Consider the following 23,214-nt stretch of genomic DNA (forward strand, 5'->3'; position numbering starts at 1 on the left):
TTTGTAAATATAAAACGTAAGGTAAGCTTGAAAGGAGTATTTTGAAATAAACCTCAGGTTCATTTTGACCCAGACAAGCAAGCTTGCTAACCTCTCGCGTCTTCAAATTTTAGCAGGAATAAATTGCCGCTATGTGGTTTAAAAATCTAAAGCTCTATCGTTTTACCCAAGAATTTTCATTAGACACTCAAAACTTGCAGACCATGCTTGAGAGCATGCCGTTTGCACCTGCTGGTGCGCAAGAAATTTCCAGTATGGGTTTTGTCCCTGTATTACCTAAAGGCGATTTACTTTATCATCAGGTAGGCAATGCATTTTGGTTTAAACTTAAACGGGAAGAGAAAATTCTGCCTGCAAGTGTTGTCAATGCAGAACTGGCTGAAAAGGTGGCGCAACTTGAACAGGAGAGCGGCTCGCCTGTTGGTAAAAAAGCACAGAAAGATTTAAAAGAAGAAATTGTTCAGCGTTTGCTTCCAAGGGCCTTCAATAAGCATGCTTTTATAAATGCCTACATCAGCCTGGATGCACAGGTGGTAGTGGTGGATGCAAGCTCTGATGGCAGCGCTGAAGTATTGTTAGCGGCGCTTCGAAAATGCATCAACTCTTTACCTGTTGTGCCATTTGCAAAATCCCAACAGCAAGAAATTCTTACCAATTGGTTGTTAAAAGATGCTCCGCAAGGCATCGAATTACTTGATGAGGCTGAGTTTAAATCTCCTGCCGACGATGGCGCAATTATCCGATGTAAAAAACAGGATTTAGATGCAGAAGAAATTCTTGCGCATATTCAGGCAGGCAAATGGGTGCAAAAATTAGCAATCGCTTACAAAGAGCGCTTAACGTGCATTATTGCGGAGGATTTATCGATTAAACGCCTGAAATTTACCGATATGGTAGTTGAACAAAACGAAGATATCAGTAAAGACGATATGGCTGCAAAGCTAGATGCTGACTTTGCTTTATTTGTAAGCGAAATCGATGCCTTTGTGAAAGATTTAAATGAAATGTTTTCGCTTGAAGGCGATGCATAGAGTCACTTCGTAAATAGCAAAAAGCTTCAGTATTTTGTCAATTGAACGCTGAACTCTTTTGGATTCAGCCAATTCTTATACAAAATAACCTGAAGCTTTTTTAATGCTTTTGAACATCAAGCAGCTAAATTCAAACTAGACGAATAAGCCCTTTGCATTTTCACGAAGATCGATGAATTCTTCAGATTGCAATTCGTCGATATCCTCAAATACACCACGTTGACCAGCCCGCGTTAAGGTTTCCTGCGGATCTTCAATCAAATTAGAAAGTGCAGCACCCACTCTGACAAAATCAATGTAACCAACCTGAGGTTTAACGTACTCAAGATTTCGCCAGTGCTCTGCACACTCAATAAAGACTTCGTTAAACTTCCATTCTCGCATGATGCTTCCACCAATGCGGCCAGCAAGCTTATTAATGGCTACATCTAAAAATGCGGGGTTGGCAAATACACTGTCGTGGCGCTCAGCTTCAGTTAACACTGGTAGCGAACCAATATCAGCCACAAGCGCCGCAAGGGTCATGGTATCAATACTTAAATGCTTAGCGCCGTTTCGCTTTTTGTAGAGCATCAGGGTAGCCATTGCATTACCAACAATATCAATAATATCTGTCCAGCGCTTTGCCATATATTTTTTAACCACTTCGTTTTTTGAAACGAAGAGTTGCTCCATGGCTAAGGCTGTTGCGATATTTTTTACTTGGGCCAGGCCAATTCTTGTCACGGCCTGTGCAGTTGAAGTAACTTTGACCTCACGTCCCAAGTATGCAGAATTTGAGATTTTTATCATCCGTGCGCTTAATGATGGGTCTTGCCCTACCACTTCCGCCATCTTGTTCAAATTGATATTAGGATCATCAGCCGCCTTTCGCACTTTCAGTGCAATCGCAGGCAAAGTTGGCAGTACCAGAGTATCGTTGTTGATTTTCTCAACCAATATGGTGAGTAGTGCATTTTGAGTAGACATGTATCAGCCTTGTTCCTATCGTTGAAAATTGCTTCCCTTTCACCTTGCACTCGCTTGCTGTTGTACACCGAGAGCAATGCTAAACACTTCCCTGGTGTTCAACAATCAATATTCTTTTGAGGAAAACAAAAGATTCAAGCACATTTAAAGCTTGATTATTCTACCTTTAACTTTTCTTGGTATGGCGGCCAGCCTAAAGCTTTACCCGCCAGCACGTGCAGGTGAATGTGATAGACCGTTTGACCACCATGCTTATTGCAGTTCATAACCGTTCTAAACCCCGATTCGGCTGCACCTAAGTCACTCGCCACTTTTGCAGCCACCCGATGCATGTAGCCAACAAGCGCATCATCTTCTTGCTGTATGTCATTCGTCGTTGCTATCGGTTTTTTAGGGATCACCAAAAAATGAATAGGCGCTTGCGGATTAATATCATTAAACGCGAGCACTCTGTCATCCTCAAATAATATATCGGCAGGAATTTCTTTTTTTATAATTTTTGTGAAGATTGTTTCTGACATTTTTATCTCCGATGATTATCTGTGTTTAACAACGCAAAACAATGCTTTTCTACTTCAAAGCAACTCGTGCTTTAAACGGCTAAAGCTCATGCTAGGCAAAAACAAAAATTAGAAGTATTACACCTAATAATAGCCGGTAGATAACGAAGGGCAACATGCCGATGCGCGAAATCCAGCTTAAAAACAGGTGAATACACAAGTACGCTGCCACAAACGAAAAGCCAGCGCCGTAAATAAGTGCTTTCCAATCTACTGCGTGATTTGCTTCCAATAAGTCTAGTGTAGAAAACAAGCCAGCAGCGAGAATGATAGGCATTGAAAGCAAAAACGAAAAACGCGCGGCGCTTTCTCTATCTAAACCCAGCATCAGTCCTGCGGTCATCGTTATCCCCGAACGTGAAGTACCCGGAATAATCGCAATGGCCTGAGCTACGCCGATAAAAAGCGTGTCTCTGAAGGTAAGTTGCGTTATCGATTTGCGTTGCGAAGCTTTGGCGTCGGCCCACCAAAGCAAAAGCCCGAACACAATCGTTGTTATTGCAATCACCAGCGCTGAACGCGCGTAAAGTTCTATCCAGTCTTTCATCAAAAACCCAAATAGACCTGCCGGAATAGTGCCGATGATTACCCACCAGGCGAGCTTGCTGTCAGTGGATTGTTCTTTGCTCCACCCTTTTGAAAACCAGGCGGCAGTCAAGCGTGCTACATCGGCTCTGAAATAAATCATGACCGCCAATAGGGAGCCAACATGCACGGCCACGTCAAAAGCCAGGCCTTGATTTCGCCAACCCAAGAGTTCAGCAGGTAGAATCAAATGTGCTGAACTTGAGATGGGTAAAAATTCGGTTAATCCTTGAATAATTGCCAGAATGATGATTTCAAACAGTGTCATACTTGTGTAGCGCTCCATGTAAAAGGCACTGGCCATAATTTTTGTGTGGTTTTATCAAACGCTTCCCAGAGCGTCTGATAGGTTTTTTGTTCGCAAGGGTGAATGTCGTGGGGTACAAGGTCTGCCATTGGCTGCAATACAAACGCATTATAGGTAATTTCATCGCGCGGCAAAGCGACCGGGCTATCGCAAACCACATCATCAAAGGTCAGTAAATCTAAATCCAATGTACGCGGTGAGAACTTTTCAGCTTCTCGCGCCCGCCCACATTCTGCTTCGATATGTTTTAAGGCATCACACACTTGCTGAATGCTTTTGCTTGTGGTCGCCATCACCACCAGATTGAAAAAATTATCTCCTGAAAAGCCTACCGACTCACTTTCGTAAACTCTGGACAGCGAAAGAGCGCCGAATTGTTCGAACATGCCATCTAATCCAAGGCGAGTATTTTCTTCTTTATTAATGTTGGAGCCCACACTGACCAGAATTTTATGCTTAGTCATGACTTGATGGGTCGCTCTCGTTCAATAAGAATACCGACATTATTCGCCTGTTTCAGAATATCTGGCTTGCTCAATTTCAATTTCAATTTTGTCACATCAAACTCTTCAAACAACACCTGAATCATGTTATTCGCTAAGGCCTCAAGCAATTCAAAACTCGCCTCTTCGGCAATTGCTCCAAGACGCTGCGCCACTTTTCCATAATCAAGCGTGTCATTTACGCTGTCTGTTTTAGCGGCTCTGCTCAAATCATAGGACATTTCCAAATCGACTACGACTCGCTGTTTTTCGTGCCGTTCAAAATCATATACTCCGATGAGGGTGTAAAGCGTTAGCCCCTCAATAAATACTTTATCCATATACAAAGACTATGTAGATCGCGTACTCTTACTAAAAGTGTATCGCGAATCGCTGGGGTAAGTATATGACAACATGGATTGTTTTTTACTGTCTGGCTGCCTATTTGCTAGGCTCAGTCTCCAGCGCGATCCTTTTATGTAAACTTCTGGGGCTACCCGATCCTCGCACTCAGGGCTCACTAAACCCTGGCGCTACAAATGTTGTGCGCATTGCAGGTAAGCGAGTTGGCGTGTTTGTACTTGTGTTTGACATTTTAAAAGGCGCTGTGCCCGCTTACCTTGCATACTTAAGTCAACTGAGTGAATTTGCCATTGGGCTTGTAGCCATTTGCGCCTGTCTGGGGCACATGTATCCGGTGTTTTTTCAATTTAAAGGGGGCAAGGCCGTTGCAACCGCATTAGGGGCAATGCTGCCAATGGGTTGGGCGCTGGCAGCAGGCTTGTTATCAACCTGGGTATTGGTGTTTGCAATCTCCAAATTATCATCCTTAGCTGCCATTGTGACAGTGAGTCTTGCGCCTGTTTTCACCTACTTTTATAAACCTCAGTTTACCTTTTCAGTTACCATGCTATCGGTGCTAATTATTGTAAAACACCGCAGTAATATATCACGCCTGATAAACCGAAAAGAACGTGAGGTAGGACAAAACCTGTCAAATAAGCATCGCGCTAAATCGCGGCAAGAAGATTAACAGCGCTTAAGCTTTCCAGCGGCCAGCGAGGCATCGCTTTTTCCGTCAAAAGAGTGCGCTCCCCCGCCAGCAAACGCTGGCAACCTGCGTAGGCTATCATGGCACCATTGTCAGTACAGTATTCAAAGCTTGGATAAAATACGTCAAAGCCATCAACTTGACTTGCTTCTTCAAAACTGGCTCTTAAGCGTTTATTTGCAGCAACACCACCTGCCATGACTAATCGTTTATGTCCTGAATGTTTCAGTGCTCTTCGGCATTTAATTAACAAGGTATCGACAATTGCCTCTTCAAACGCCCGGGCAATATTTGCGTGAGTTTGATGCTGACCATCACTACTGCGGATCGTATTGGCAGCGAAAGTTTTTAAGCCGCTAAAGCTAAAATCAAGTCCAGGACGGTCGCACATAGGGCGCGGAAATTGGTAGTGGCCAGACTCGCCTTCTTCCGCTAATTTTGCGAGTAAAGGGCCACCTGGATAATCTAAACCAAGCAGCTTGGCAGTTTTATCAAAGGCTTCACCCGCTGCATCATCTACCGATTCCCCCAACACTTTATATTGCCCAATGCCCTTAACATCAACCAGCATACTGTGGCCACCTGAAACCAAAAGAGCAACAAAAGGGTATTCAGGTTTGCGGGCGTCAAGCATGGGGGCAAGCAAGTGCCCTTCCATATGGTGAACACCAATACTGGGAACATTCCATGCGTATGCCAGGGCTCTGGCCATTGAAGAGCCAACCAATAGTGCGCCAATTAAGCCTGGGCCGCGAGTATACGCAATGCCATCAATGTCAGACTTACCAAGCTGAGCGCTGTTCAAGGTTCGCTGCACCAGAGGGATAATTTTGCGAACATGATCACGTGATGCCAACTCAGGCACCACACCACCGTAATCTGCATGAAGCTTGACTTGACTATAAAGCTCGTGCGCCAGCAGACCATGCTCACTATCATAAATCGCGATACCCGTTTCATCGCAGGAAGTTTCTATGCCTAATACTTTCATGTAGATGCTAATTCCAATACGTGCCGTTTATTTATCTGGGAAAAAGAATATATAGTAGATATTCATTAGAGCTCGAGTATTATCTCTACAAAGCACGCAAATGCCAATGGTTGTGTTCCATTCTATGTTTATGCGCTGATTTAAAGTGTGCGCGAAGACTGCTTCTAATTACAAAAACAAAAAAGTACGAAACGAAAAATTATGAAAAGTATAACGCCGGTATGCAACGATATTAAAATATCATTACCGGCTTAATGTAATTTAAAGACTATGTTCGGCTTCTGCTGCGGTATAAAACCAAACCAAGCATTCCAGCTGCGAGCAGGCTGAAAATCGTAGGTTCGGACACCACTGCAGGCACGGGTGCGGTTGCCGCCAGACCAAACTGAGCGCCAGTAAGCGTACCCGTTGCTAACTGAAAGGTACTTTCAAGCAAGGCACTGGCCGCATCCAAAAAGGTAAGCGAAATTTGTGGATTAGCCAAGTCGGTGATAGCCGCAGCGTCAAGTCCGGTAAAGTCCAGACTGAATATGTCGACCATTCCACCTCCATTAACGTCAGCCGACAAAATCGCAGTCGTTGTGTTGATTAAAAAGTCACTTAATATGACCGTGACATCGTCACTTGTATCGACTGTGCCTAAATCGCCCGTTAAGCTTATGCTTGCGCCAACGTGTTCAATCGTTCCTGCCAGTGTTGTGAAGTCTAAATCACCGCCTGTAACACCAAAACCCAGAGTTAATGGATCAGCAGAGACTAAATCACCACCAAGCAAGGCGGGTGTGATCCCCAAGTCAGCCAAAGGTGCAGTGACTTGTACGTTGGTTTGACCGCTCACTATCGGTACTGCCATAGCTGGACTTGCAAGCCAAAAGACAGCGCTGGCTAACACTCCTATTACTATTTTCTTCATGGTATAAATCCCTTCATCATTTGTATAAATCAAAAAGTAAATTAAATGTGTTTGAAGCAACCGCACTAAATACTTCAACATAACTCTACGCTAATTTTGAAATAATTGCTCACTTTTTAACCAGGCATTAACTAAAAATTAACCTTGTGACGTATCAAGTCCCTGTTTAGTGTCTGTCAGCAACTTATTGGTATTTATTTAAGCTTAAGCCTTTACATGCGCTACGAGAAAGAATACAATTTCGCACCATTTTTTAGCCCGGGTAATTAAATTAACGCTTAAATTGCCTATACTATTTACTAATGTACCCGGTTGATTTAATTTCTGAGGTGAGTATTTAATGCCAATTGTTAAAGTAAGAGATAACGAACCGTTTGATATCGCTCTAAGACGATTCAAGCGTTCATGTGAAAAAGCAGGCGTATTGTCTGAAGTACGTCGTCGCGAGTTTTTTGAAAAGCCGACTTGGGAACGCAAGCGCAAAAAAGCGGCAGCTAAAAAACGTCACATGAAAAAATTGGCGCGTGAAAATGCACGTCGCGTAAAACTTTACTAAAGGTAAAGGCTTACCGTCCTCGCAAGAGGCCGTGCAAGGAAGAGGCGCTTAATCGCGCCTTTTTTGTGCGTGATTTTTAAAAACCGCGTATGATATAAACACTTTATCCCACCTGAAAGCAAAACATCAAAAGGACAAAAAGATGTCATTACTCAGCCAATTAAAAGACGCCCAAAAAGATGCGATGCGTAGCAAAGACAAGCTAAGTTTGGGCACGATCAGAATGGCGCTTGCCGCCGTTAAGCAGCGTGAAGTTGACGAACGGATTGAGCTCACGGATACTGACGTACTGCAAATTTTGACCAAGATGGTCAAACAACGTCAAGAGGCGGCATCTCAATTTATTGACGGCAACCGAAAGGATTTGGCAGATAAAGAAGAAGCCGAGATTGCCGTTATCAAGCGCTTTTTACCACAACCCTTAAGTGATGAAGAAGTCAGTCAGCTAGTGGACGACGCCATTCAAAGCAGTGGCGCAAGCGATATAAAAGACATGGGTAAGGTTATGGGTATCCTTAAACCTAAAGTACAAGGTCGTGCTGACATGGGTGCGGTTAGCAAAATGATAAAAGCAAAATTGGGCTGACACCTGCTTTAGCAAGCAACAATTGTTTTGATTGCTTTTTGGATAGCACTTTTCAATAACAACACAGGATTATTCGTTTGGCTGGTCGTATTCCACAGGATTTTATTGAAGACCTTGTCGCTCGTGCGGACATCGTGGACATTATTGACAGCCGCGTAAACCTAAAAAAGGCAGGTCGAAATTATCAGGCCTGCTGCCCCTTCCACAATGAAAAAACGCCGTCATTTTCAGTCGCGCCTGATAAACAGTTCTATTATTGTTTTGGCTGCGGAGCGAAAGGTAATGTACTCAGTTTTTTAATGGAATTTGACAGACTAGAATTTGTTGAAGCCGTCGAAGAACTCGCCAGTCAGTATAACCTTACGGTTCCTCGAGAAGGCGGCAGCCAGCCAAGCGGCAGTCCACAAAAAAAGAATGAGCGTGAACAAGACTATCACCTGATGGAAGATGTCACGCGATACTTTCAACACCAGTTAAAACATGCCGATAAGGCCGCATCGGTAATTGATTATTTGAAATCACGTGGTTTAAGCGGTGATATCGTCAAAAAGTGGGATATTGGTTATGCGCCAGATAAATGGGACGGCGTACTTGCAACCTTTGGCACTGATGAAGCAAAGCAACAAAGACTTTTGGCCTTAAAGCTTATCAATCAAAATGATAATAAGCGTCGATACGATTTTTTTCGCGATCGCGTTATGTTTCCCATCCGTGATAAACGAGGCCGCGTCGTTGCTTTCGGAGGACGCATAATTGAAGGGGATGGGCCGAAGTATTTAAACTCGCCTGAAACCCGCATCTTTCATAAAGGCTATGAGCTTTATGGACTTTATCAAGCTCGCAAAGAAAATAGAAAGCTAAGTCGGATTTTGGTGGTTGAAGGATACATGGACGTTGTCGCGCTTTCGCAATTTGACATCACTTACGCAGTTGCTGCGCTTGGCACGGCGACCACGCCTGAGCACATTCAGGCCATGTTTAAGGCAACCAGCGAAATCGTTTGTTGTTACGATGGCGATCGGGCAGGTCGCGATGCGGCATGGCGCGCATTGGAAAATGCGCTTCCTTACTTAAAAGACGGCGTCATGATGAAGTTTCTCTTTTTACCTGATGGCGAGGATCCCGATACGATGGTGCGAAAAGTTGGAAAGAAAGCATTTGAAGAGCAGCTTGATAAAGCCGTTGCCCTATCGACTTTCTTTTTTGACAGTCTTTTGCAAAATCATTCTTTGGGCAGCATAGAGGGGAAAGCCGCATTTAAAGCTGAAGCGATGCCGCTTATTGAAAAAATTGCAGGTGAGAACCAACGTGATTTGATGCTTGCTGAACTTAATCGTTTTATGGGTAATCAACAAGCTTATGAGCATGAGCAGAATATTCGAAATGCAAACAAGCAGAAAGCGCCTCCTAAGAGTGATTACAATCGGCCGGCACAAATGGCACTTTCGCCGGTTCGTATGTTGATTAGACTGCTAATGGATGAGCCATCACTGGCAAGCGAGCATCCAAAAATCAATATTGCTGCACTGTCTCGTTCCAAGATCAACGGAATTGCAATGCTGGTTGAAGTATATCGATATTGTATTGCGCGCCCTAACGCAAATACGTCTACGGTATTAGAATCATTTCGCGAACATCCTCATTTCAGGCACCTAATCAAGTTACTGGAAACTGAAATGCATCCGAGAATGAATAAGTCAGCAGAGTATGTTGCCTGCTTCAAAAAACTTTTGTCTATGCACTTTGATGCGAGATTAGACGAACTCACCCTAAAGGCCAATGCATCCGCAGGTTTAACAGCAGAAGAACAAAAGGAATTAACGACGCTTTTGCAGCGTAAATAGCAGCGAAAATAGCAGAGCAAAAAATAGTAACTTGAAATCAAAAAGCATGTACACCAAGCTGTACAAAAGCGAAAACAACATAGCGACCTGTCTACTGCCTAATTAATGAACTATTATTAAATAAAGTTGTATCAGTTAAAACGCGCAGCTTCGCTAAATACTGGAAAAAAACCTTGTTAGTATGCTATACTAACAAATTCGCCGACAACTGGTACTACCAGTAGGGTCAAATCCCGAACATCCAGTAAATAGTACAGGCGCGAAGATTTCAACATAAGACATACTCTTGAAATTGTCTTATTTGATGCCATAGTTAAGTCCCAATTAACGTGTAAGGTATATTGTGCAGAGTAAGCAGTCCCAAATAAAACTCCTCATTGCCAAAGGCAAAGAGCAAGGTTATTTAACGTTTTCTGAAGTTAATGACCATCTTCCTGCTGATATTGTAGATTCAGATCAGATTGAAGACATCATCCGCATGATCAATGACATGGGGATACAGGTGTTTGAATCCGCACCTGATTCTGATGAATTATTGATGCAAGAAACGACTACCGACGAAGAGGTGGCAGAAGCTGCCGCACAAGCGCTTGCGACTGTTGAAAGCGAAATCGGCAGAACAACCGACCCTGTGCGCATGTATATGCGTGAAATGGGTACAGTTGAGCTTTTGACTCGCGAAGGCGAAATCGAAATTGCCAAGCGTATAGAAGACGGTATTAATCAAGTTCAGTGTTCAGTTGCCGAATACCCTGAAGCTATTACTTATCTGCTCGATCAATGGGACTTGTACGAAGCAGAAGAAATACGTCTTAGCGATATTATTATTGGATTTGTTGATCCGAACGAAGAGGACGTTGCTCCTACCGCCACTCATGTTGGTTCTGAGCTCTCAGAAGAAGAGCTCGACGACGAAGATGATGATGGCGACGATGACGATGATGATGCTGAAGAAGATGACAATAGCGTTGATCCGGAACTTGCTCGCGAGAAATTTTCAGAATTAAGAAAACAGTACAATAAAGCGCGAACCGTTATTGAAAGTAAAGGACGAGCGCACAAGTCAGCGAAAAAAGAAATTGCTGCGCTAAGCGATGTTTTTAAAGAATTTCGTTTAGTTCCCAAGCAGTTTGACCGCATGGTTCGAAACATGCGGGATATGATGGATAGAGTGCGTATTCAGGAGCGCCTGGTAATGAAGTTTTGCGTGATGCACGCAAAAATGCCCAAGAAAGATTTCATTAAATTGTTTGCTGGTAACGAAACGTCTACTCAGTGGTTATACGAGGTACTTAAAACCGACGCACCGTATGTGCCTAAGCTTTTAGAGTACAAAGAAGAGATAGAGCGTTGCGTCAGTAAAATGAACGCCGTTGAGCAAGAAACCGGCTTAATAATTCCTGATATAAAAGATATTAATCGTCGTATGTCGATTGGTGAAGCTAAAGCTCGACGCGCGAAAAAAGAAATGGTTGAGGCGAACCTGCGTCTTGTTATTTCGATTGCGAAAAAGTATACAAACCGAGGACTTCAGTTCCTAGATCTTATTCAGGAAGGAAATATCGGTCTTATGAAAGCGGTTGATAAGTTCGAGTATCGACGTGGTTATAAGTTTTCAACTTATGCAACGTGGTGGATACGTCAGGCGATCACGCGCTCGATTGCTGACCAGGCGCGAACAATTCGTATTCCGGTGCACATGATTGAAACAATCAATAAGCTGAATCGAATTTCTCGTCAGATGTTGCAGGAAATGGGTCGCGAACCAACACCAGAAGAATTGTCTGAACGCATGGTGATGCCTGAAGATAAAATTCGCAAGGTATTGAAGATTGCCAAAGAGCCTATTTCAATGGAAACACCGATTGGCGATGATGAAGATTCGCATCTTGGTGATTTTATCGAAGATACATCCATTACCCAGCCACTGGATTCTGCCACTGGCGGAAGCTTGAAGGATGCGACGCAAGAGGTTCTGGCCGGACTAACTGCAAGAGAAGCAAAGGTACTTCGCATGCGATTTGGTATTGATATGAATACCGACCATACACTTGAAGAAGTAGGCAAACAGTTTGATGTGACGCGCGAGCGTATCCGTCAAATAGAAGCCAAAGCGCTTCGTAAGCTTCGTCACCCGAGTCGCTCAGAGCAGTTAAAAAGCTTCCTGGACGAATAAAATACGTGTCTTACAATTTTTTTTGAAGGCTAGCATTCGCTAGCCTTTTTTATTTCTGCTTTATGTCAATGGCGCATCTTCGATAAAGCATAGCGACATTACAGCGCTCATAGGCTTTACCATAGCGCTCCATTATACCTGCATCGTGATGAAACCCGTTTTTTTCATACAAATGAATTGCGGCGGCACACTTTTTATTGGTCAGCAGATACAGCATATTGGCGGGAATTTGCTTGGCATATTGAATAACAAATTGAAGAAGCTGTTCACCCACTTTTAGTCCTCGCGCTTGTGGCAATACGCCCATTTTCGTTAATTCGAAGTTTTGATCACCTGTGTGCATTAGCGCGCAGGTTCCCACAATGCCAAGGCGTTTATGACTGACAAAAAAGACATAACCGCCCTTATCGATGATATAACGCTGCGGATTTTGCAGGACTCGCTCATCAATCTTTTCCAGCACAAACATCTCTTCAATCCAGATTCGATTAATTCGCTCAAAATGCACTGCCAAATGTGGCTCAAACGGCAGAATGAATAGTTCGCTCTCGTCATTAAACGCGCTATCGGAAGATTGATTGTAATAATGACTGGAATAATGATTTGACTGCATCAGTAATTTACTATGGTACTCAATCGTTTGTTCAATCAGAGACTTACGATTTACTGTTTTTTCTTAAGAACAGAATATATTGCATTAGCACATAGGTAACAAGCTACATCTTTACGCCAAACACTTTTGGACATTACATCTCAGCGATTTGCTTTTCAATCCATGCTTGATGCCGCTCTTCATCTAACAAGTTTGAAAAGATGGTTTGTTTGACTGAACTTGGCATATCATCAGTATCCAATGCCTTATCGTATGCCTTTTTAGCCGCTTTTTCGTTGATATTCATAGCACGAAGAATGGCTTTATCACCGATGAGATCGGCAAACATAACCTTGCCTTCCGTGCACAACGCTTTTAGATCTGGACCTGTAGGGGCCTTTTTATCATATTCTGACAAAAGAGCTGAAAGGTTCTCTATATGACGCTCGTGATCTTGCTTAAATTCTTTAAGCTGATTTTGATGTCTGCTCGAATCCAGTCTTTTTATCGCTTGCTCATACGCTTCAATAGCGTCGTAATCGACAGTGACTAGGTTATACAGCACTTTTGAAACGCGGCTCATACTTCCTCCAGTTTAATCCATAGCTAATTAACGGGTGTGGTGAGAAATAGAGCGTTGCATATTCAATGCCGAAATAGGGTAAAAATATGTGTCGAATTATCAATATGATACAAACTGACATTTAGAAAGTAACAAGAATGAAATCAATCGAAGCGCGATTTTTCACGATCACTTGTAAAACCTTTCAGTCTTCTTTTCTAATATCGGATTCTCTCATAGCTTTTTCATATAGCTTTTTCATGAAAAAAACGAGTAATGAGATACTCGTTTTTTCTGATTAAGGAATCACTGAGCTAAATAGGTGTGTTATCACCTTTAATGTAAGGCACTTCTTCTTGTAGCGTCTCAAGCTTTTTCGAGCGTTTTTCAGGCGAGCCTGTGCCGCGAGCTAAATAGGCATAGGCAGTAGGCACAATGAATAAAGTCATAAACGCCGAGAATAAGACCCCTGCAAAAATCACCATGCCAATAACCATTCTTGATTCTGCGCCAGGGCCAGATGCCAAAACTAAGGGTAACGCACTAAAGACCGTCGTAAACCCGGTCATCACGATGGGCCGTAAACGCTGTGTCGCTGCCTTTCGGATCGCCTCTTCAAACTCCAAACCAGCATCACGTAACTGATTAGCAAATTCAACAATCAATATACCGTTTTTCGCCGCCAACCCAATTAGCATGACCAGTCCGATTTGCGAATAAATGTTGATGGTCATGCCTGATAAATACAAACCTATGTAGGCACCAACGAGTGCTAGAGGGACGGTGAACATAATGACTAAAGGATGGATCCAGCTTTCAAACTGAGCCGCCAATACCAGATAAGTCACGGCCAAAGCCAAAGCGAAAATAAAGATGAAAGAAGAGCCTGATTCCTGATACAGCTGCGACTCGCCCTTGTAATCAATTGAGACTTCGGCGGGCAATTCGGTTGCCACGATGTTTTCCAAATAAGTTAAAGCTTGACCTATCGTATAGCCGTCTGCCAGGTTCGCGCTTATGGTAACTGCTCGCATACGGTTATAACGGTTAAGTTCTTGAGAGGTAGCGGTCTCTTTTACGTTCAGCAAATTGTCCATCGGAATAAGTCGCCCGGTTCGGTCAGAGCGCACGTAAATATTGTCAATGCTATTAGGGCTACGGTAATCTGCTTCGTTACCTTCCATAATAACGTCGTATTCTTGCCCTCTATCCAAAAAGGTCGAAACACGACGCTGCCCGAGCATGGTTTCAAGCGTTCGACCAATCTCGGAAATAGACACGCCTAAATCAGCTGCTCTGTCCCGATCAATGTTAATAAGCAGTTGAGGAGAGGTTTCTTTATAATCTGAATCAAGGCGCAATAAATTGGGATTTTCCTGCGCTTTCTCAATGACGATGTCACGCCACTGTACCAAATCTTCATAGGTGTTGCCTTGCAGAACAAACTGCACAGGCCGCCCCAGTCCACCACCGCCAAGGGCGCTTCGCATAATGGCAAAGGCCCTTACGTCTGGTATTTCAGAAAGCTTAGCGCTCACCTCATTCATCAAATCAAAGGTTGAGCGCTCGCGTGTTTCCCAATCGCCCATCCCTACAATGGCAATACCTGCTTGACCGCCAAAGCCAGGGGTACGAACGAGCACTCTTTCAACCTCACCTGTTTCGCGGTAAGGCAGCAACAATTCTTCTATTTTTTTGAGATTACGCGCATTACTTTCGTAACTTGCTCCTTCCTGCGACTGCATCAGGATGAAGAAATTCCCTCTATCTTCACGGGGTACAAATTCTTCCGGAATTTTGCTTTGTAGCTGAAAAATCAACACCATACTCGCGATAATCAAAATCAGCATCAGTACAGGTTGCTTCATGGTGACACCAAGTGAGATGTAGTACTTTTGTTCAATTACTTTGAATGTATTGTCTACCCAAAGGCCAAAGCCAGAACTGCGCGTGCGTTTTTTCAGTAATTTCGATGCCATCATTGGTGATAAGGTCAAGGCAGTAAAGCTTGAAAAAGCGACCGCTGCGGCAATGGCCAAAGCAAATTCGGTAAACAATCGACCTATATTTCCTTCCAAAAATACGAGAGGTACAAACACAGATATCAGCACCAGCGTGGTGGCGATAACAGCAAAACCTACCTCTCTTGCGCCTCTAAATGATGCAAGCAACGGAGGCTCTCCCATTTCTATGCGACGATAGATATTTTCAAGTACCACAATGGCATCATCTACCACCAATCCAATCGCCAACACCAAGGCCAACAAAGTAAGTAGATTTATCGAAAAGCCTAAAGCAAACATTACAATAAAGGCGGCAACAAGCGATACAGGGACAGTTACTGCAGGTATGAGCGTTGCACGAACATTGCCCAAGAATACGTAAATGACGATAACGACCATCACCATCGCAATCGCCAGCGTGTTATATACTTCATTTATTGATTCTTCGATAAATACCGAAGAATCATAACTGGGAACAATAAAAATATTGTCTGGCAGTGTTGCTTCAATACGTTCAATCGCTTCTCGCGCCGCACGAGCAACTTCGAGCGTGTTAGCCTTTGACTGTTTAACAATACCTAAACCAATCATGTTGACACCGTCACCACGAAAATCTGTTTCGTCGTCTTCAGCAGTAAGCTCAACATGGGCAACTTCACCGAGTTTGACTAAGTAACCATCTGCACCAGCAGCAACAGTTAACTGAGCAAAGTCTTCAGGGGAAAGAAAGCTTCTCGCAACTCGCACGTCAAAATCCCGGTTTTCTGACTCGACGCGCCCTGCCGGTAGCTCAACGTTTTCGGCGCGGATCACGCGTTCAATATCACTGACTGTTATCCCGCGCGCGGCCATTGCATTTCTATCAAGCCATACTTTCATTGCATAGGTGCGGCCTCCACCTAAATTAACTCGAGCAACGCCATCGGCAATAGATAAGCGATCGACAATAAAGCGATCTGCATAATCGGTTAGCTCCATGACATTGAGATTATCGCTTCGCAGGTTGTACCAAACGACCACATCTTCGTCAGAGTTCGATTTGGCCACTTCTGGCGGAAAGGCTTGGTCGGGTAAATCATTCAGCACGCGTGATACACGCTCACGAACATCATTCGAAGCTGCATCAATATCTCGAGACAAATTAAACTCGATGGTTACACTAGAGCGACCGTTGCGAGAAGAGGAAGAAATGTTTTTAATGCCTTCGATACCACTTATTCTATCTTCAATCAGTTGCGTTATGCGGGTTTCTACAATTTCGGCAGATGCGCCCGGGTAGCTGGTGTTTACTGAAACAATTGGCGGGTCGATATCAGGATATTCGCGTAAAGACAAAAAGCTGATAGCAACAATACCAAACACGAGTAAAAGCAGGTTAACCACACTTGCAAATACGGGGCGTTTGACCGATAAATCTGAAATAAGCATGCTTGCTGCTCCTACATGTCAAGAATGCGAACGGAAGATCCGTCGCGCACGCGCAAAGTACCCTCTGTAATAACCTTTTCTCCGGCTTGGAGCCCTGCCAGTATTTGTACCAATCCAGGTTTACGTTCCCCCACCTGAACTTCCGTCTTAATCGCTTTTTCTTCGCCGTTTACCACAAATACAAATTGGGAATCGCCTTCTGGAACAAGCGCCGATTCAGGAATAACCAAGGCATCTAACACGCGCTTTTCGAGGTTAATTTGCAAGAGCATACCCGGACGCATTTTATAATCAGGATTGGGAATTTGAGCGCGAACTTGAACAGAACGGGTGACTGGATCGATTCGTGAATCAATATTGGTAATTTTTCCGGTAAATTGCTCGCCCGGATACGCCACTGAAGAGGCATAAATAGTTTGTCCTTTTGCTACACTGGCAAGATGCACCTCAGATACACTAAAATCGACTTTTACAACACTTAAATCATCGAGAGTCGTAATAAGATCACCCGGGCGCACGAGCGATCCTACGCTCACCATTCTGGTACCCAAACGGCCACCAAAAGGAGCGCGTATCACAAGTTCGTTTAAGTCAGCTTCAGCCACATCGCGCTGCGCTTTAAGGGCTTTAACCCGAGCTTCCTGCTCGTCCAGTAACTGCTCGGACGCTGCGCTTTGATTGGCAAGATTTTTTATCCGTGTAAGTTGTCGGTTCGCTTCTGCGATGTTAATTTCCAGCTCGCTTAATCTGGCAAGCTCTGCACGATTGTTCAACTCAACAAGTATTTGGTTTGCTTCAACGATATCGCCATCGTCAAAATTAATATTAAATACTGTTTCTGCCTGTTGAGCTGTGATGTTTACCGACTCATTTGCCACAGCAGTACCCAGAGCTTCTACAATCACCGGAAATGCCTGATTTTCAGCGGCAGTTACCACAACAGGCGTTTGCCCTGACCCTCTTGGTCCACCCGCCTGCTTTTCACCTTGAGGCAAATTGATATAAATTAAAAATCCAACAAGGGCGAGTACGCCAACAAAAAGTGGCGAGAATTTAATAAACTTAGACATACTTCTCCTACAAGCGCCAAAATTCGTAATTCGTATGTGATGAATTAATGTATTTGTCGTGGCGTTTAACGATAGACAACGGTAATCTATCTTGAATGATGATCGGCAACAGTAAACACATTATAGGATAAGTGGATTGAAACTGCGTGTTCTTTTACTACTTTTGTTTAATTTATTCTTTGTAATAGCTTGTCAAAAACAACAGTATGCCGCACCTGCATGCAGGGCAGCGGTCTCAAGTCTGACTTATCAACAGGAGGCAGCTTGTATTACACGAATAGGCAAACAGTTACTCGTCATAAAGCGTCCTTCCGGTTTATACGACCTGCCCTATTCCGAAAAAATTTCAATGTCGGCTGAAAAACCTGATTTAAATATTTCTAGTCAGTGCAAAGCACATCAAGCGATGTGGGAACAAACAGGCTTGAACGTTGAAGTGGGTAAAAAACTCAGTACGCAAAAAAACGGAACGATTTTATTTGCATGTTCTTTACCCAATGACGCTGCTGGCTTTGATGGCAGTGAGACAGATATTCCTGCACCGCCCTGGCAACCCAAAGAAGTGGAGAGCCTTGAATTTATTTACCCCTTCGACATTGAACTTAATCAATGGCAAAAGCCGGATCATTTTACTTCGATGCGAGATGCATACGTGGCAAGTGGCAGACAAAATTAAGCATCAAGTGCAGTAGTTGTGCCTAATTTTCACTGAACGAGTATCCGCAAGATCTCTTGAATAGATCCAATAAATACTAATGATTGAGCGATTTCAGCGCTTTCGCGTAAAATACAAGCATAAATGATGAGGAGAATTATTATGCCGCAATATAAAGCCCCAATTGCTGACTTTCAGTTTTTGCTTGAGGAATGGCTGCACATTAACGAGCACTATGCATCTATTGGCGCTGAAGGCATGGATAGCGACTTGGTGCTTGAAATACTGAATCAAGGCGCAAAGTTTGCCGAGGAAGTTGTCGCTCCGCTCAATCGGGAAGGTGATGAACAAGGCTGTAAACTGATTGACGGACAGGTAAAAACGCCTGATGGCTTCGCGCAAGCTTATCAGGAGTATATCGCCAATGGCTGGAATGCGATGCTGGGCAATCCAGAATATGAGGGGCAGGATTTGCCTTATTCAGCTGCCGTGCCAGTTCACGAAATGCTTAACTCCGCGAACTTGAGCTGGCGTCTTACCACCATGCTGACTGAAAGTGCTGTTTTAGCTGTTAACAAACACGCTACACAGGAATTAAAAGATAAGTATCTGGCAAAGCTGATAAGTGGCGAATGGACCGGTACGATGAACCTTACCGAGCCTCACGCGGGAACGGACTTAGCTTTATTGAACACAAAAGCTGAACCCAATGCGGATGGTTCATACTCGATTACTGGCAATAAAATTTTTATCACCGGAGGCGACCAGGACTGGACCAGCAACATTATTCACCTTGTTCTTGCCCGTTTGCCCGATGCTCCGGCAGGTGTAAAAGGTATTAGTCTGTTTTTAGTGCCCAAGTTCCTATTAAATGAATCCGGTGAACCCGGCGAAGCGAATAAGCTTAGCGTGGGCAGCATTGAAAAGAAAATGGGGATAAAAGCAAGTCCGACTTGCGTAATGAATTATGATGGTGCTCAAGGCTGGTTAGTAGGAGAAGCGAATAAAGGCTTGGCATGCATGTTTACAATGATGAATGACGCGCGCTTTCAGGTTGGATTGCAGGGCTTGGGAAGTTGCGAAGCGTCATTCCAAGGCGCCTTAAGTTACGCACGAGAGCGATTGCAATCTCGGTCTCCGAGTGGTCCTAAACAGCCAGATGCAAAGGCCGATTCGCTTATGCATCAACCTGATGTTCGAAAGATGTTGCTCACCCAAAAAGCATTTACCGAAGGTTTGCGTGCGCTAAGCCTGCTTTATGCTCAGCAAATGGATGTCGAGAAGTATACGCAAGGAGATACGCACAACAAAGCACAGCAAGTCATTGCCTTTTTAACCCCAATTTGCAAAGGCTTTATGACCGATATTGCAACAGAAGTGACCAATCTGGGGATTCAGGTTTACGGCGGACATGGATACGTGCGTGAGTGGGGCATGGAGCAGTTAGTCAGAGATACCAGAATTGCCCAACTTTATGAGGGTACAAATGGGATTCAAGCGGCAGATCTTATTGGGCGCAAGCTCACCCGCGATGGCGGTCAAATGCTTGAGGCCACCTGTGAATTACTGGGGTCGCGAATTGCAGACATAAAAGATGGTGACAAACAATCGCAAGCCCGTGAACTCCTCAATGAGTTTGAAGAAGTATCAAAAGGCTTACTAGGGAAAGCACCTGAAGATATAGCGGGCGCCGCAACTGACTATTTACACTATGCCTCTTACGTGATTTTGGGGATTTTATGGTTAGACATGGCAAGCGCAGCTAAAGGCTCAAGCAATGATTTTATTTCACAGGGCAAGCAAAAAACCTGTGCGTTTTATATAAAACGATTACTGCCACGAAAAGACGTGCATAAAGCCGTAGTGCATCAAAGTGCAGATGATTTGCTAGCGCCTAGCGATAATGAATTTGATTATGCTTGAAGGTATTTAAGATATGCCTGTTAATACTTCTGAGCAGATGTAAAAGCGCAATACATAAATAGTGGTTTCAACAGGTGGCCTATGCCACCTGTTTTCTATTCGTCGCTGAATTTGCCTTGTTGGCACGGGCCTTGGCATTCAGGCGTGAGACAAAGTCCAGAGCTTGACTCAAGTCACTCCAGATATCCTCAACGTTCTCAAGACCCACCGACAATCGAATCAAACCGTCTGATATGCCGTGAGAAACTCGCTCCTCTGGCGTATAGGCAGAATGCGTCATGCTCGCTGGATGCTGAATTAAACTTTCCGCATCTCCTAACGAAACCGCCCGTTGAACAAGATTTAATGCATCCATCATTTGCTTACCTGCCTCCACGCCGCCATGAATTTCAAATGCGATCATCCCGCCAAAGTGTTTCATTTGCTTTGCTGCAAGCGCATGCTGAGCGTGTCTGGGCAAGCCTGGATAGTAAACATCGACAACTTGAGGATGTTCTTGTAAATGTTGAGCGATAATTTGAGCCGATTGACAGTGTCGGTCCATTCTTAGCTCAAGTGTTTTAAGTCCGCGCATAATCAACATAGCTGTAAACGCCGACATGCTGGCTCCAGTCATGTCTTTTAAACCTTCCATGCGAATTTGCTGCATCAAGTTGTTTGAGCCAACAACGATGCCGGCAATCAGGTCGCCATGACCACCAAGGTATTTAGTAGCAGAATGAATAACAATATCCGCACCTAGCGCGATTGGCTGCGTGAGGTAAGGCGTCGCGTAAGTATTATCTACTACAGTAATCGCTTGATGAGCTTTTGCAAGCTTACAAACAGCCTTTATATCGACTAAACGCATGTTTGGATTTGCGGGAGTTTCAAAATACACAACTGAGGGCCTGCACTGCATTGCCTGTTCCAGAGCAGATTTGTCGCTCATATCAACATACTTTATCTTCACACCAAATTTACTTAGACCATGCTGCATAAATGCATAGGTGCAACCATACAAGGTTTTATCTGCCAAAAGCGTATCGCCTGCTTTTAAAAGGGTCCATAAGGTTGAGGTAATCGCGCCCATACCTGAGGCGGTTGCTAGTGCTGCTTGTGCTCCTTCCAGTTGAGCAATACGTTTTTCCAATATTTCGAGCGTGGGATTGGATATGCGTGAATAAAAATGGCCCGCTTTATCGCCCGAGAAAAGCTCGGCGCCGCTTTCTGCCGAATCAAAAGTAAATGTAGAGCTTAAATGCAAAGGGGGATTAAGGGCTCCATTCTCATCTTGTGCGTTATAGCCAAAATGAATGGCCTGAGTAGCAAAACCGTAAGATGTTGGCGCATTGGTTGAGTTAGATGCAACCTTTGAACGATTTGATGACATAGCTTACTTCCCATACTTTGATACATCTGTAGATTGTGTTACTTTACGCCTCAATTTATAAAATGTGCTTGCTAAATATACCAACATATACAAAGATATTGGCAGATTATGCTAAACATTCCGAAAATGGATAATATTGATAGAAAAATCATTCGTGAGCTGCAGCGAAACGGCAGGATCACCAATCAAGAGCTGGCAGAAAGAGTCAATTTGTCACCAAGCCCCTGTTTACGCCGGGTAAAACAGCTGGAAGCATCTGGCATCATTAAGGGATACACCGCCGAAGTTGACACTGAAGCTTACGGCCTGCCCATCACAGTATTTGTTCGCGTTCAATTGGAAAGACACAGTACAGAGGTCGTAAATAAGTTCGAAGAAGCCATAAAGAACGCGCCAAATGTCCTGGAATGCTTTGTGATGACCGGGCCTTCTGACTATTTGTTAAAGGTAGTTGTGCGCGATTTGCATCATTACGAAGAATTTGTCCGCAAGCATCTGCATCCTATAGGTTATATTTCACATATTGATACCAGTTTTGCATATGGTACGGTAAAGCATGAAACCAGCTTGCCGTAAAACAAATAAAGAACAAGAATAAATACGCTTTAAAAAATGAGGTTAAATATGACGTATCAACCCTACCCCGTAGGCACGCCAGGCAAGGCCTGGAAAGAGTCTGAAATACAGCAATGGCGAAGGCAGCAAGGCATTAAGCGAAGCTATCGAGATGAAGTCATCTCAAAAGTGCTATCGCTAGAAGACAGATTTGATCTCATTCATTATGGCGCACTGCCCCAAAATACCGCGCGCTATCCTTTGTATGCACTAAAATCGAAGAATTGGCGAAATGATAAGCCAAGCGTGCTCATTACTGGCGGTGTGCACGGATATGAAACGAGCGGAGTGCAAGGTGCTTTGTTGTTCGCTCAAACCCAGGCAAGTAATTATTCAGATGCTTTCAACTTCATCGTTGCTCCCTGCATTAACCCATGGGCTTATGAAACAATAAACCGATGGAATCCACAGGCAGTTGATCCGAACCGTTCTTTTAAATCGGATGGCCCATCACCAGAAGCCAATGCAATCATGAATTTCATGGCTAAGTATCAGTCTACTCTTGTTGCACATTTTGATTTGCATGAGACTACCGATACCGACAATAGCGAGTTTAGACCAGCACTTGCCGCACGAGATGGTATAGAGCAAGACAAATGGGACATTCCTGATGGCTTTTACACCGTTGCCGATTCAAGGCGTCTTGAGCTTGATTTTCAAGGTGCGGTTATTGAAAGTGTTGAGCAAGTTACACACATAGCCGAGCCAGACGCAAATGGAAAGCTTATTGGCAGTAAAATGCTTCAGCCTGGTGTCATTGAATATGATAAAGCTAGCTTGTATTTATGTGGTGGTTTTACTCAGGCAAGGTTTGTCACCACAACCGAGGTCTATCCTGACAGCCCGCGAGCCACGCCAGAGCAATGTAATCGGGCGCAAGTCGCGGCGATTACGGGCGGCCTGAAGTTTATTCGCGCGATGCAATCACGTTAAGTAAAATGCG

Annotated in this window: 22 protein-coding genes; 10 read left to right on the forward strand and 12 right to left on the reverse strand. The window is 44.0% G+C overall.

All coding sequences use genetic code 11. From position 1 onward, the window contains the following. The first annotated feature begins 131 nt into the window (after positions 1 to 131). Complete coding sequence (gene rdgC, locus D6V41_RS05275) at positions 132 to 1,031, forward strand: recombination-associated protein RdgC (RefSeq protein ID WP_136250428.1); 900 nt, start codon at positions 132 to 134, stop codon at positions 1,029 to 1,031. 135 nt (positions 1,032 to 1,166) lie between these two features. Here the strand turns inward: rdgC and D6V41_RS05280 are convergent, their stop codons facing one another. From D6V41_RS05280 to folB, 5 genes are all read right to left on the reverse strand, one after another. Further along, positions 1,167 to 2,000 (reverse strand): HDOD domain-containing protein, encoded by an 834-nt coding sequence (locus D6V41_RS05280; protein WP_136250429.1) that lies wholly within the window; start codon positions 1,998 to 2,000, stop codon positions 1,167 to 1,169. Positions 2,001 to 2,155: 155 nt separating this feature from the next. Further along, entirely contained in the window at positions 2,156 to 2,521 is a 366-nt protein-coding gene (locus D6V41_RS05285) for a histidine triad nucleotide-binding protein (RefSeq protein WP_136250430.1), read from the reverse strand. A 91-nt stretch (positions 2,522 to 2,612) separates the two neighbouring features. Further along, positions 2,613 to 3,413, reverse strand: a complete 801-nt coding sequence (locus D6V41_RS05290) for an undecaprenyl-diphosphate phosphatase (protein ID WP_136250431.1) — start codon at positions 3,411 to 3,413, stop codon at positions 2,613 to 2,615. Next, a complete protein-coding gene (folK, locus tag D6V41_RS05295) occupies positions 3,410 to 3,916 on the reverse strand; it encodes a 2-amino-4-hydroxy-6-hydroxymethyldihydropteridine diphosphokinase (protein WP_136250432.1) in 507 nt (168 codons plus the stop codon). The genes D6V41_RS05290 and folK overlap by 4 nt, the downstream gene beginning before the upstream one ends. Beyond that, positions 3,913 to 4,275, reverse strand: a complete 363-nt coding sequence (folB, locus tag D6V41_RS05300; RefSeq protein WP_136250433.1) for a dihydroneopterin aldolase — start codon at positions 4,273 to 4,275, stop codon at positions 3,913 to 3,915. The genes folK and folB overlap by 4 nt, the downstream gene beginning before the upstream one ends. A gap of 65 nt (positions 4,276 to 4,340) precedes the next feature. Between folB and plsY the strand changes: the two genes are divergently transcribed. Then, the gene (gene plsY / locus D6V41_RS05305) at positions 4,341 to 4,967 is read left to right on the forward strand and encodes a glycerol-3-phosphate 1-O-acyltransferase PlsY (protein WP_136250434.1); all 627 of its coding nucleotides are present in this window, start codon (positions 4,341 to 4,343) and stop codon (positions 4,965 to 4,967) included. Here the strand turns inward: plsY and tsaD are convergent. Next, positions 4,945 to 5,976, reverse strand: a complete 1,032-nt coding sequence (gene tsaD, locus D6V41_RS05310) for a tRNA (adenosine(37)-N6)-threonylcarbamoyltransferase complex transferase subunit TsaD (protein WP_136250435.1) — start codon at positions 5,974 to 5,976, stop codon at positions 4,945 to 4,947. The two genes, plsY and tsaD, sit on opposite strands and share 23 nt — an antisense overlap. 268 nt (positions 5,977 to 6,244) lie before the next feature. Further along, positions 6,245 to 6,889, reverse strand: a complete 645-nt coding sequence (locus D6V41_RS05315) for a hypothetical protein (RefSeq protein WP_136250436.1) — start codon at positions 6,887 to 6,889, stop codon at positions 6,245 to 6,247. Between the two features lie 340 nt (positions 6,890 to 7,229). Here D6V41_RS05315 and rpsU point away from each other — a divergent pair, with 340 nt between their 5' ends. The 4 genes from rpsU (at position 7,230) to rpoD (ending at position 12,051) form a co-directional block, all read left to right on the forward strand. Next, positions 7,230 to 7,445, forward strand: a complete 216-nt coding sequence (gene rpsU / locus D6V41_RS05320) for a 30S ribosomal protein S21 (protein WP_110430302.1) — start codon at positions 7,230 to 7,232, stop codon at positions 7,443 to 7,445. A gap of 142 nt (positions 7,446 to 7,587) precedes the next feature. Next, complete coding sequence (locus tag D6V41_RS05325) at positions 7,588 to 8,031, forward strand: GatB/YqeY domain-containing protein (protein ID WP_136250437.1); 444 nt, start codon at positions 7,588 to 7,590, stop codon at positions 8,029 to 8,031. A 77-nt stretch (positions 8,032 to 8,108) separates the two neighbouring features. Then, positions 8,109 to 9,875, forward strand: a complete 1,767-nt coding sequence (gene dnaG / locus D6V41_RS05330) for a DNA primase (RefSeq protein ID WP_136250438.1) — start codon at positions 8,109 to 8,111, stop codon at positions 9,873 to 9,875. A 340-nt stretch (positions 9,876 to 10,215) separates the two neighbouring features. Beyond that, positions 10,216 to 12,051 (forward strand): RNA polymerase sigma factor RpoD, encoded by a 1,836-nt coding sequence (gene rpoD / locus D6V41_RS05335; protein WP_179952542.1) that lies wholly within the window; start codon positions 10,216 to 10,218, stop codon positions 12,049 to 12,051. 49 nt (positions 12,052 to 12,100) lie between these two features. On the opposite strand, the gene D6V41_RS05340 is transcribed toward rpoD, so the two are convergent. From D6V41_RS05340 to D6V41_RS05355, 4 genes are all read right to left on the reverse strand, one after another. Then, complete coding sequence (locus tag D6V41_RS05340; protein ID WP_136250440.1) at positions 12,101 to 12,664, reverse strand: GNAT family N-acetyltransferase; 564 nt, start codon at positions 12,662 to 12,664, stop codon at positions 12,101 to 12,103. Positions 12,665 to 12,797: 133 nt separating this feature from the next. Continuing rightward, positions 12,798 to 13,226, reverse strand: coding sequence for a DUF2383 domain-containing protein (locus D6V41_RS05345; protein WP_136250441.1), 429 nt, complete (start codon positions 13,224 to 13,226; stop codon positions 12,798 to 12,800). 293 nt (positions 13,227 to 13,519) lie between these two features. Beyond that, on the reverse strand, positions 13,520 to 16,636 hold the full coding sequence (locus tag D6V41_RS05350) for an efflux RND transporter permease subunit (RefSeq protein ID WP_136250442.1): 3,117 nt from the start codon (positions 16,634 to 16,636) through the stop codon (positions 13,520 to 13,522). Between the two features lie 11 nt (positions 16,637 to 16,647). Next, complete coding sequence (locus tag D6V41_RS05355; RefSeq protein ID WP_136250443.1) at positions 16,648 to 17,706, reverse strand: efflux RND transporter periplasmic adaptor subunit; 1,059 nt, start codon at positions 17,704 to 17,706, stop codon at positions 16,648 to 16,650. Positions 17,707 to 17,842: 136 nt separating this feature from the next. On the opposite strand from D6V41_RS05355, the gene D6V41_RS05360 reads away from it, so the two are divergent. Further along, positions 17,843 to 18,382, forward strand: coding sequence for a hypothetical protein (locus D6V41_RS05360; protein WP_136250444.1), 540 nt, complete (start codon positions 17,843 to 17,845; stop codon positions 18,380 to 18,382). Positions 18,383 to 18,523: 141 nt separating this feature from the next. After that, on the forward strand, positions 18,524 to 20,284 hold the full coding sequence (locus tag D6V41_RS05365; RefSeq protein WP_136250445.1) for an acyl-CoA dehydrogenase family protein: 1,761 nt from the start codon (positions 18,524 to 18,526) through the stop codon (positions 20,282 to 20,284). 79 nt (positions 20,285 to 20,363) lie between these two features. Here the strand turns inward: D6V41_RS05365 and D6V41_RS05370 are convergent, their stop codons facing one another. Further along, the gene (locus tag D6V41_RS05370) at positions 20,364 to 21,656 is read right to left on the reverse strand and encodes a methionine gamma-lyase (RefSeq protein ID WP_136250446.1); all 1,293 of its coding nucleotides are present in this window, start codon (positions 21,654 to 21,656) and stop codon (positions 20,364 to 20,366) included. Positions 21,657 to 21,764: 108 nt separating this feature from the next. Between D6V41_RS05370 and D6V41_RS05375 the strand changes: the two genes are divergently transcribed. Both D6V41_RS05375 and D6V41_RS05380 read left to right on the forward strand, forming a co-directional pair. Further along, positions 21,765 to 22,232, forward strand: coding sequence for an Lrp/AsnC family transcriptional regulator (locus D6V41_RS05375; protein ID WP_241664431.1), 468 nt, complete (start codon positions 21,765 to 21,767; stop codon positions 22,230 to 22,232). 48 nt (positions 22,233 to 22,280) lie between these two features. Next, positions 22,281 to 23,204 (forward strand): M14 family metallopeptidase, encoded by a 924-nt coding sequence (locus tag D6V41_RS05380; protein WP_136250447.1) that lies wholly within the window; start codon positions 22,281 to 22,283, stop codon positions 23,202 to 23,204. The last annotated feature ends 10 nt before the right edge of the window (positions 23,205 to 23,214 follow it).

The organism is Ningiella ruwaisensis (genome assembly GCF_004798935.1).
Classification (GTDB): domain Bacteria; phylum Pseudomonadota; class Gammaproteobacteria; order Enterobacterales; family Alteromonadaceae; genus Glaciecola; species Glaciecola ruwaisensis.

Bases quoted from the DNA above. Each gene is read 5' to 3' on its own strand.
- rdgC (WP_136250428.1), top strand. From the start codon at position 132: ATGTGGTTTAAAAATCTAAAGCTCTATCGTTTTACCCAAGAATTTTCA.
- D6V41_RS05280 (WP_136250429.1), bottom strand. From the start codon at position 2,000: ATGTCTACTCAAAATGCACTACTCACCATATTGGTTGAGAAAATCAAC.
- D6V41_RS05285 (WP_136250430.1), bottom strand. From the start codon at position 2,521: ATGTCAGAAACAATCTTCACAAAAATTATAAAAAAAGAAATTCCTGCC.
- D6V41_RS05290 (WP_136250431.1), bottom strand. From the start codon at position 3,413: ATGACACTGTTTGAAATCATCATTCTGGCAATTATTCAAGGATTAACC.
- folK (WP_136250432.1), bottom strand. From the start codon at position 3,916: ATGACTAAGCATAAAATTCTGGTCAGTGTGGGCTCCAACATTAATAAA.
- folB (WP_136250433.1), bottom strand. From the start codon at position 4,275: ATGGATAAAGTATTTATTGAGGGGCTAACGCTTTACACCCTCATCGGA.
- plsY (WP_136250434.1), top strand. From the start codon at position 4,341: ATGACAACATGGATTGTTTTTTACTGTCTGGCTGCCTATTTGCTAGGC.
- tsaD (WP_136250435.1), bottom strand. From the start codon at position 5,976: ATGAAAGTATTAGGCATAGAAACTTCCTGCGATGAAACGGGTATCGCG.
- D6V41_RS05315 (WP_136250436.1), bottom strand. From the start codon at position 6,889: ATGAAGAAAATAGTAATAGGAGTGTTAGCCAGCGCTGTCTTTTGGCTT.
- rpsU (WP_110430302.1), top strand. From the start codon at position 7,230: ATGCCAATTGTTAAAGTAAGAGATAACGAACCGTTTGATATCGCTCTA.
- D6V41_RS05325 (WP_136250437.1), top strand. From the start codon at position 7,588: ATGTCATTACTCAGCCAATTAAAAGACGCCCAAAAAGATGCGATGCGT.
- D6V41_RS05340 (WP_136250440.1), bottom strand. From the start codon at position 12,664: ATGCAGTCAAATCATTATTCCAGTCATTATTACAATCAATCTTCCGAT.
- D6V41_RS05345 (WP_136250441.1), bottom strand. From the start codon at position 13,226: ATGAGCCGCGTTTCAAAAGTGCTGTATAACCTAGTCACTGTCGATTAC.
- D6V41_RS05350 (WP_136250442.1), bottom strand. From the start codon at position 16,636: ATGCTTATTTCAGATTTATCGGTCAAACGCCCCGTATTTGCAAGTGTG.
- D6V41_RS05355 (WP_136250443.1), bottom strand. From the start codon at position 17,706: ATGTCTAAGTTTATTAAATTCTCGCCACTTTTTGTTGGCGTACTCGCC.
- D6V41_RS05365 (WP_136250445.1), top strand. From the start codon at position 18,524: ATGCCGCAATATAAAGCCCCAATTGCTGACTTTCAGTTTTTGCTTGAG.
- D6V41_RS05370 (WP_136250446.1), bottom strand. From the start codon at position 21,656: ATGTCATCAAATCGTTCAAAGGTTGCATCTAACTCAACCAATGCGCCA.
- D6V41_RS05375 (WP_241664431.1), top strand. From the start codon at position 21,765: ATGCTAAACATTCCGAAAATGGATAATATTGATAGAAAAATCATTCGT.
- D6V41_RS05380 (WP_136250447.1), top strand. From the start codon at position 22,281: ATGACGTATCAACCCTACCCCGTAGGCACGCCAGGCAAGGCCTGGAAA.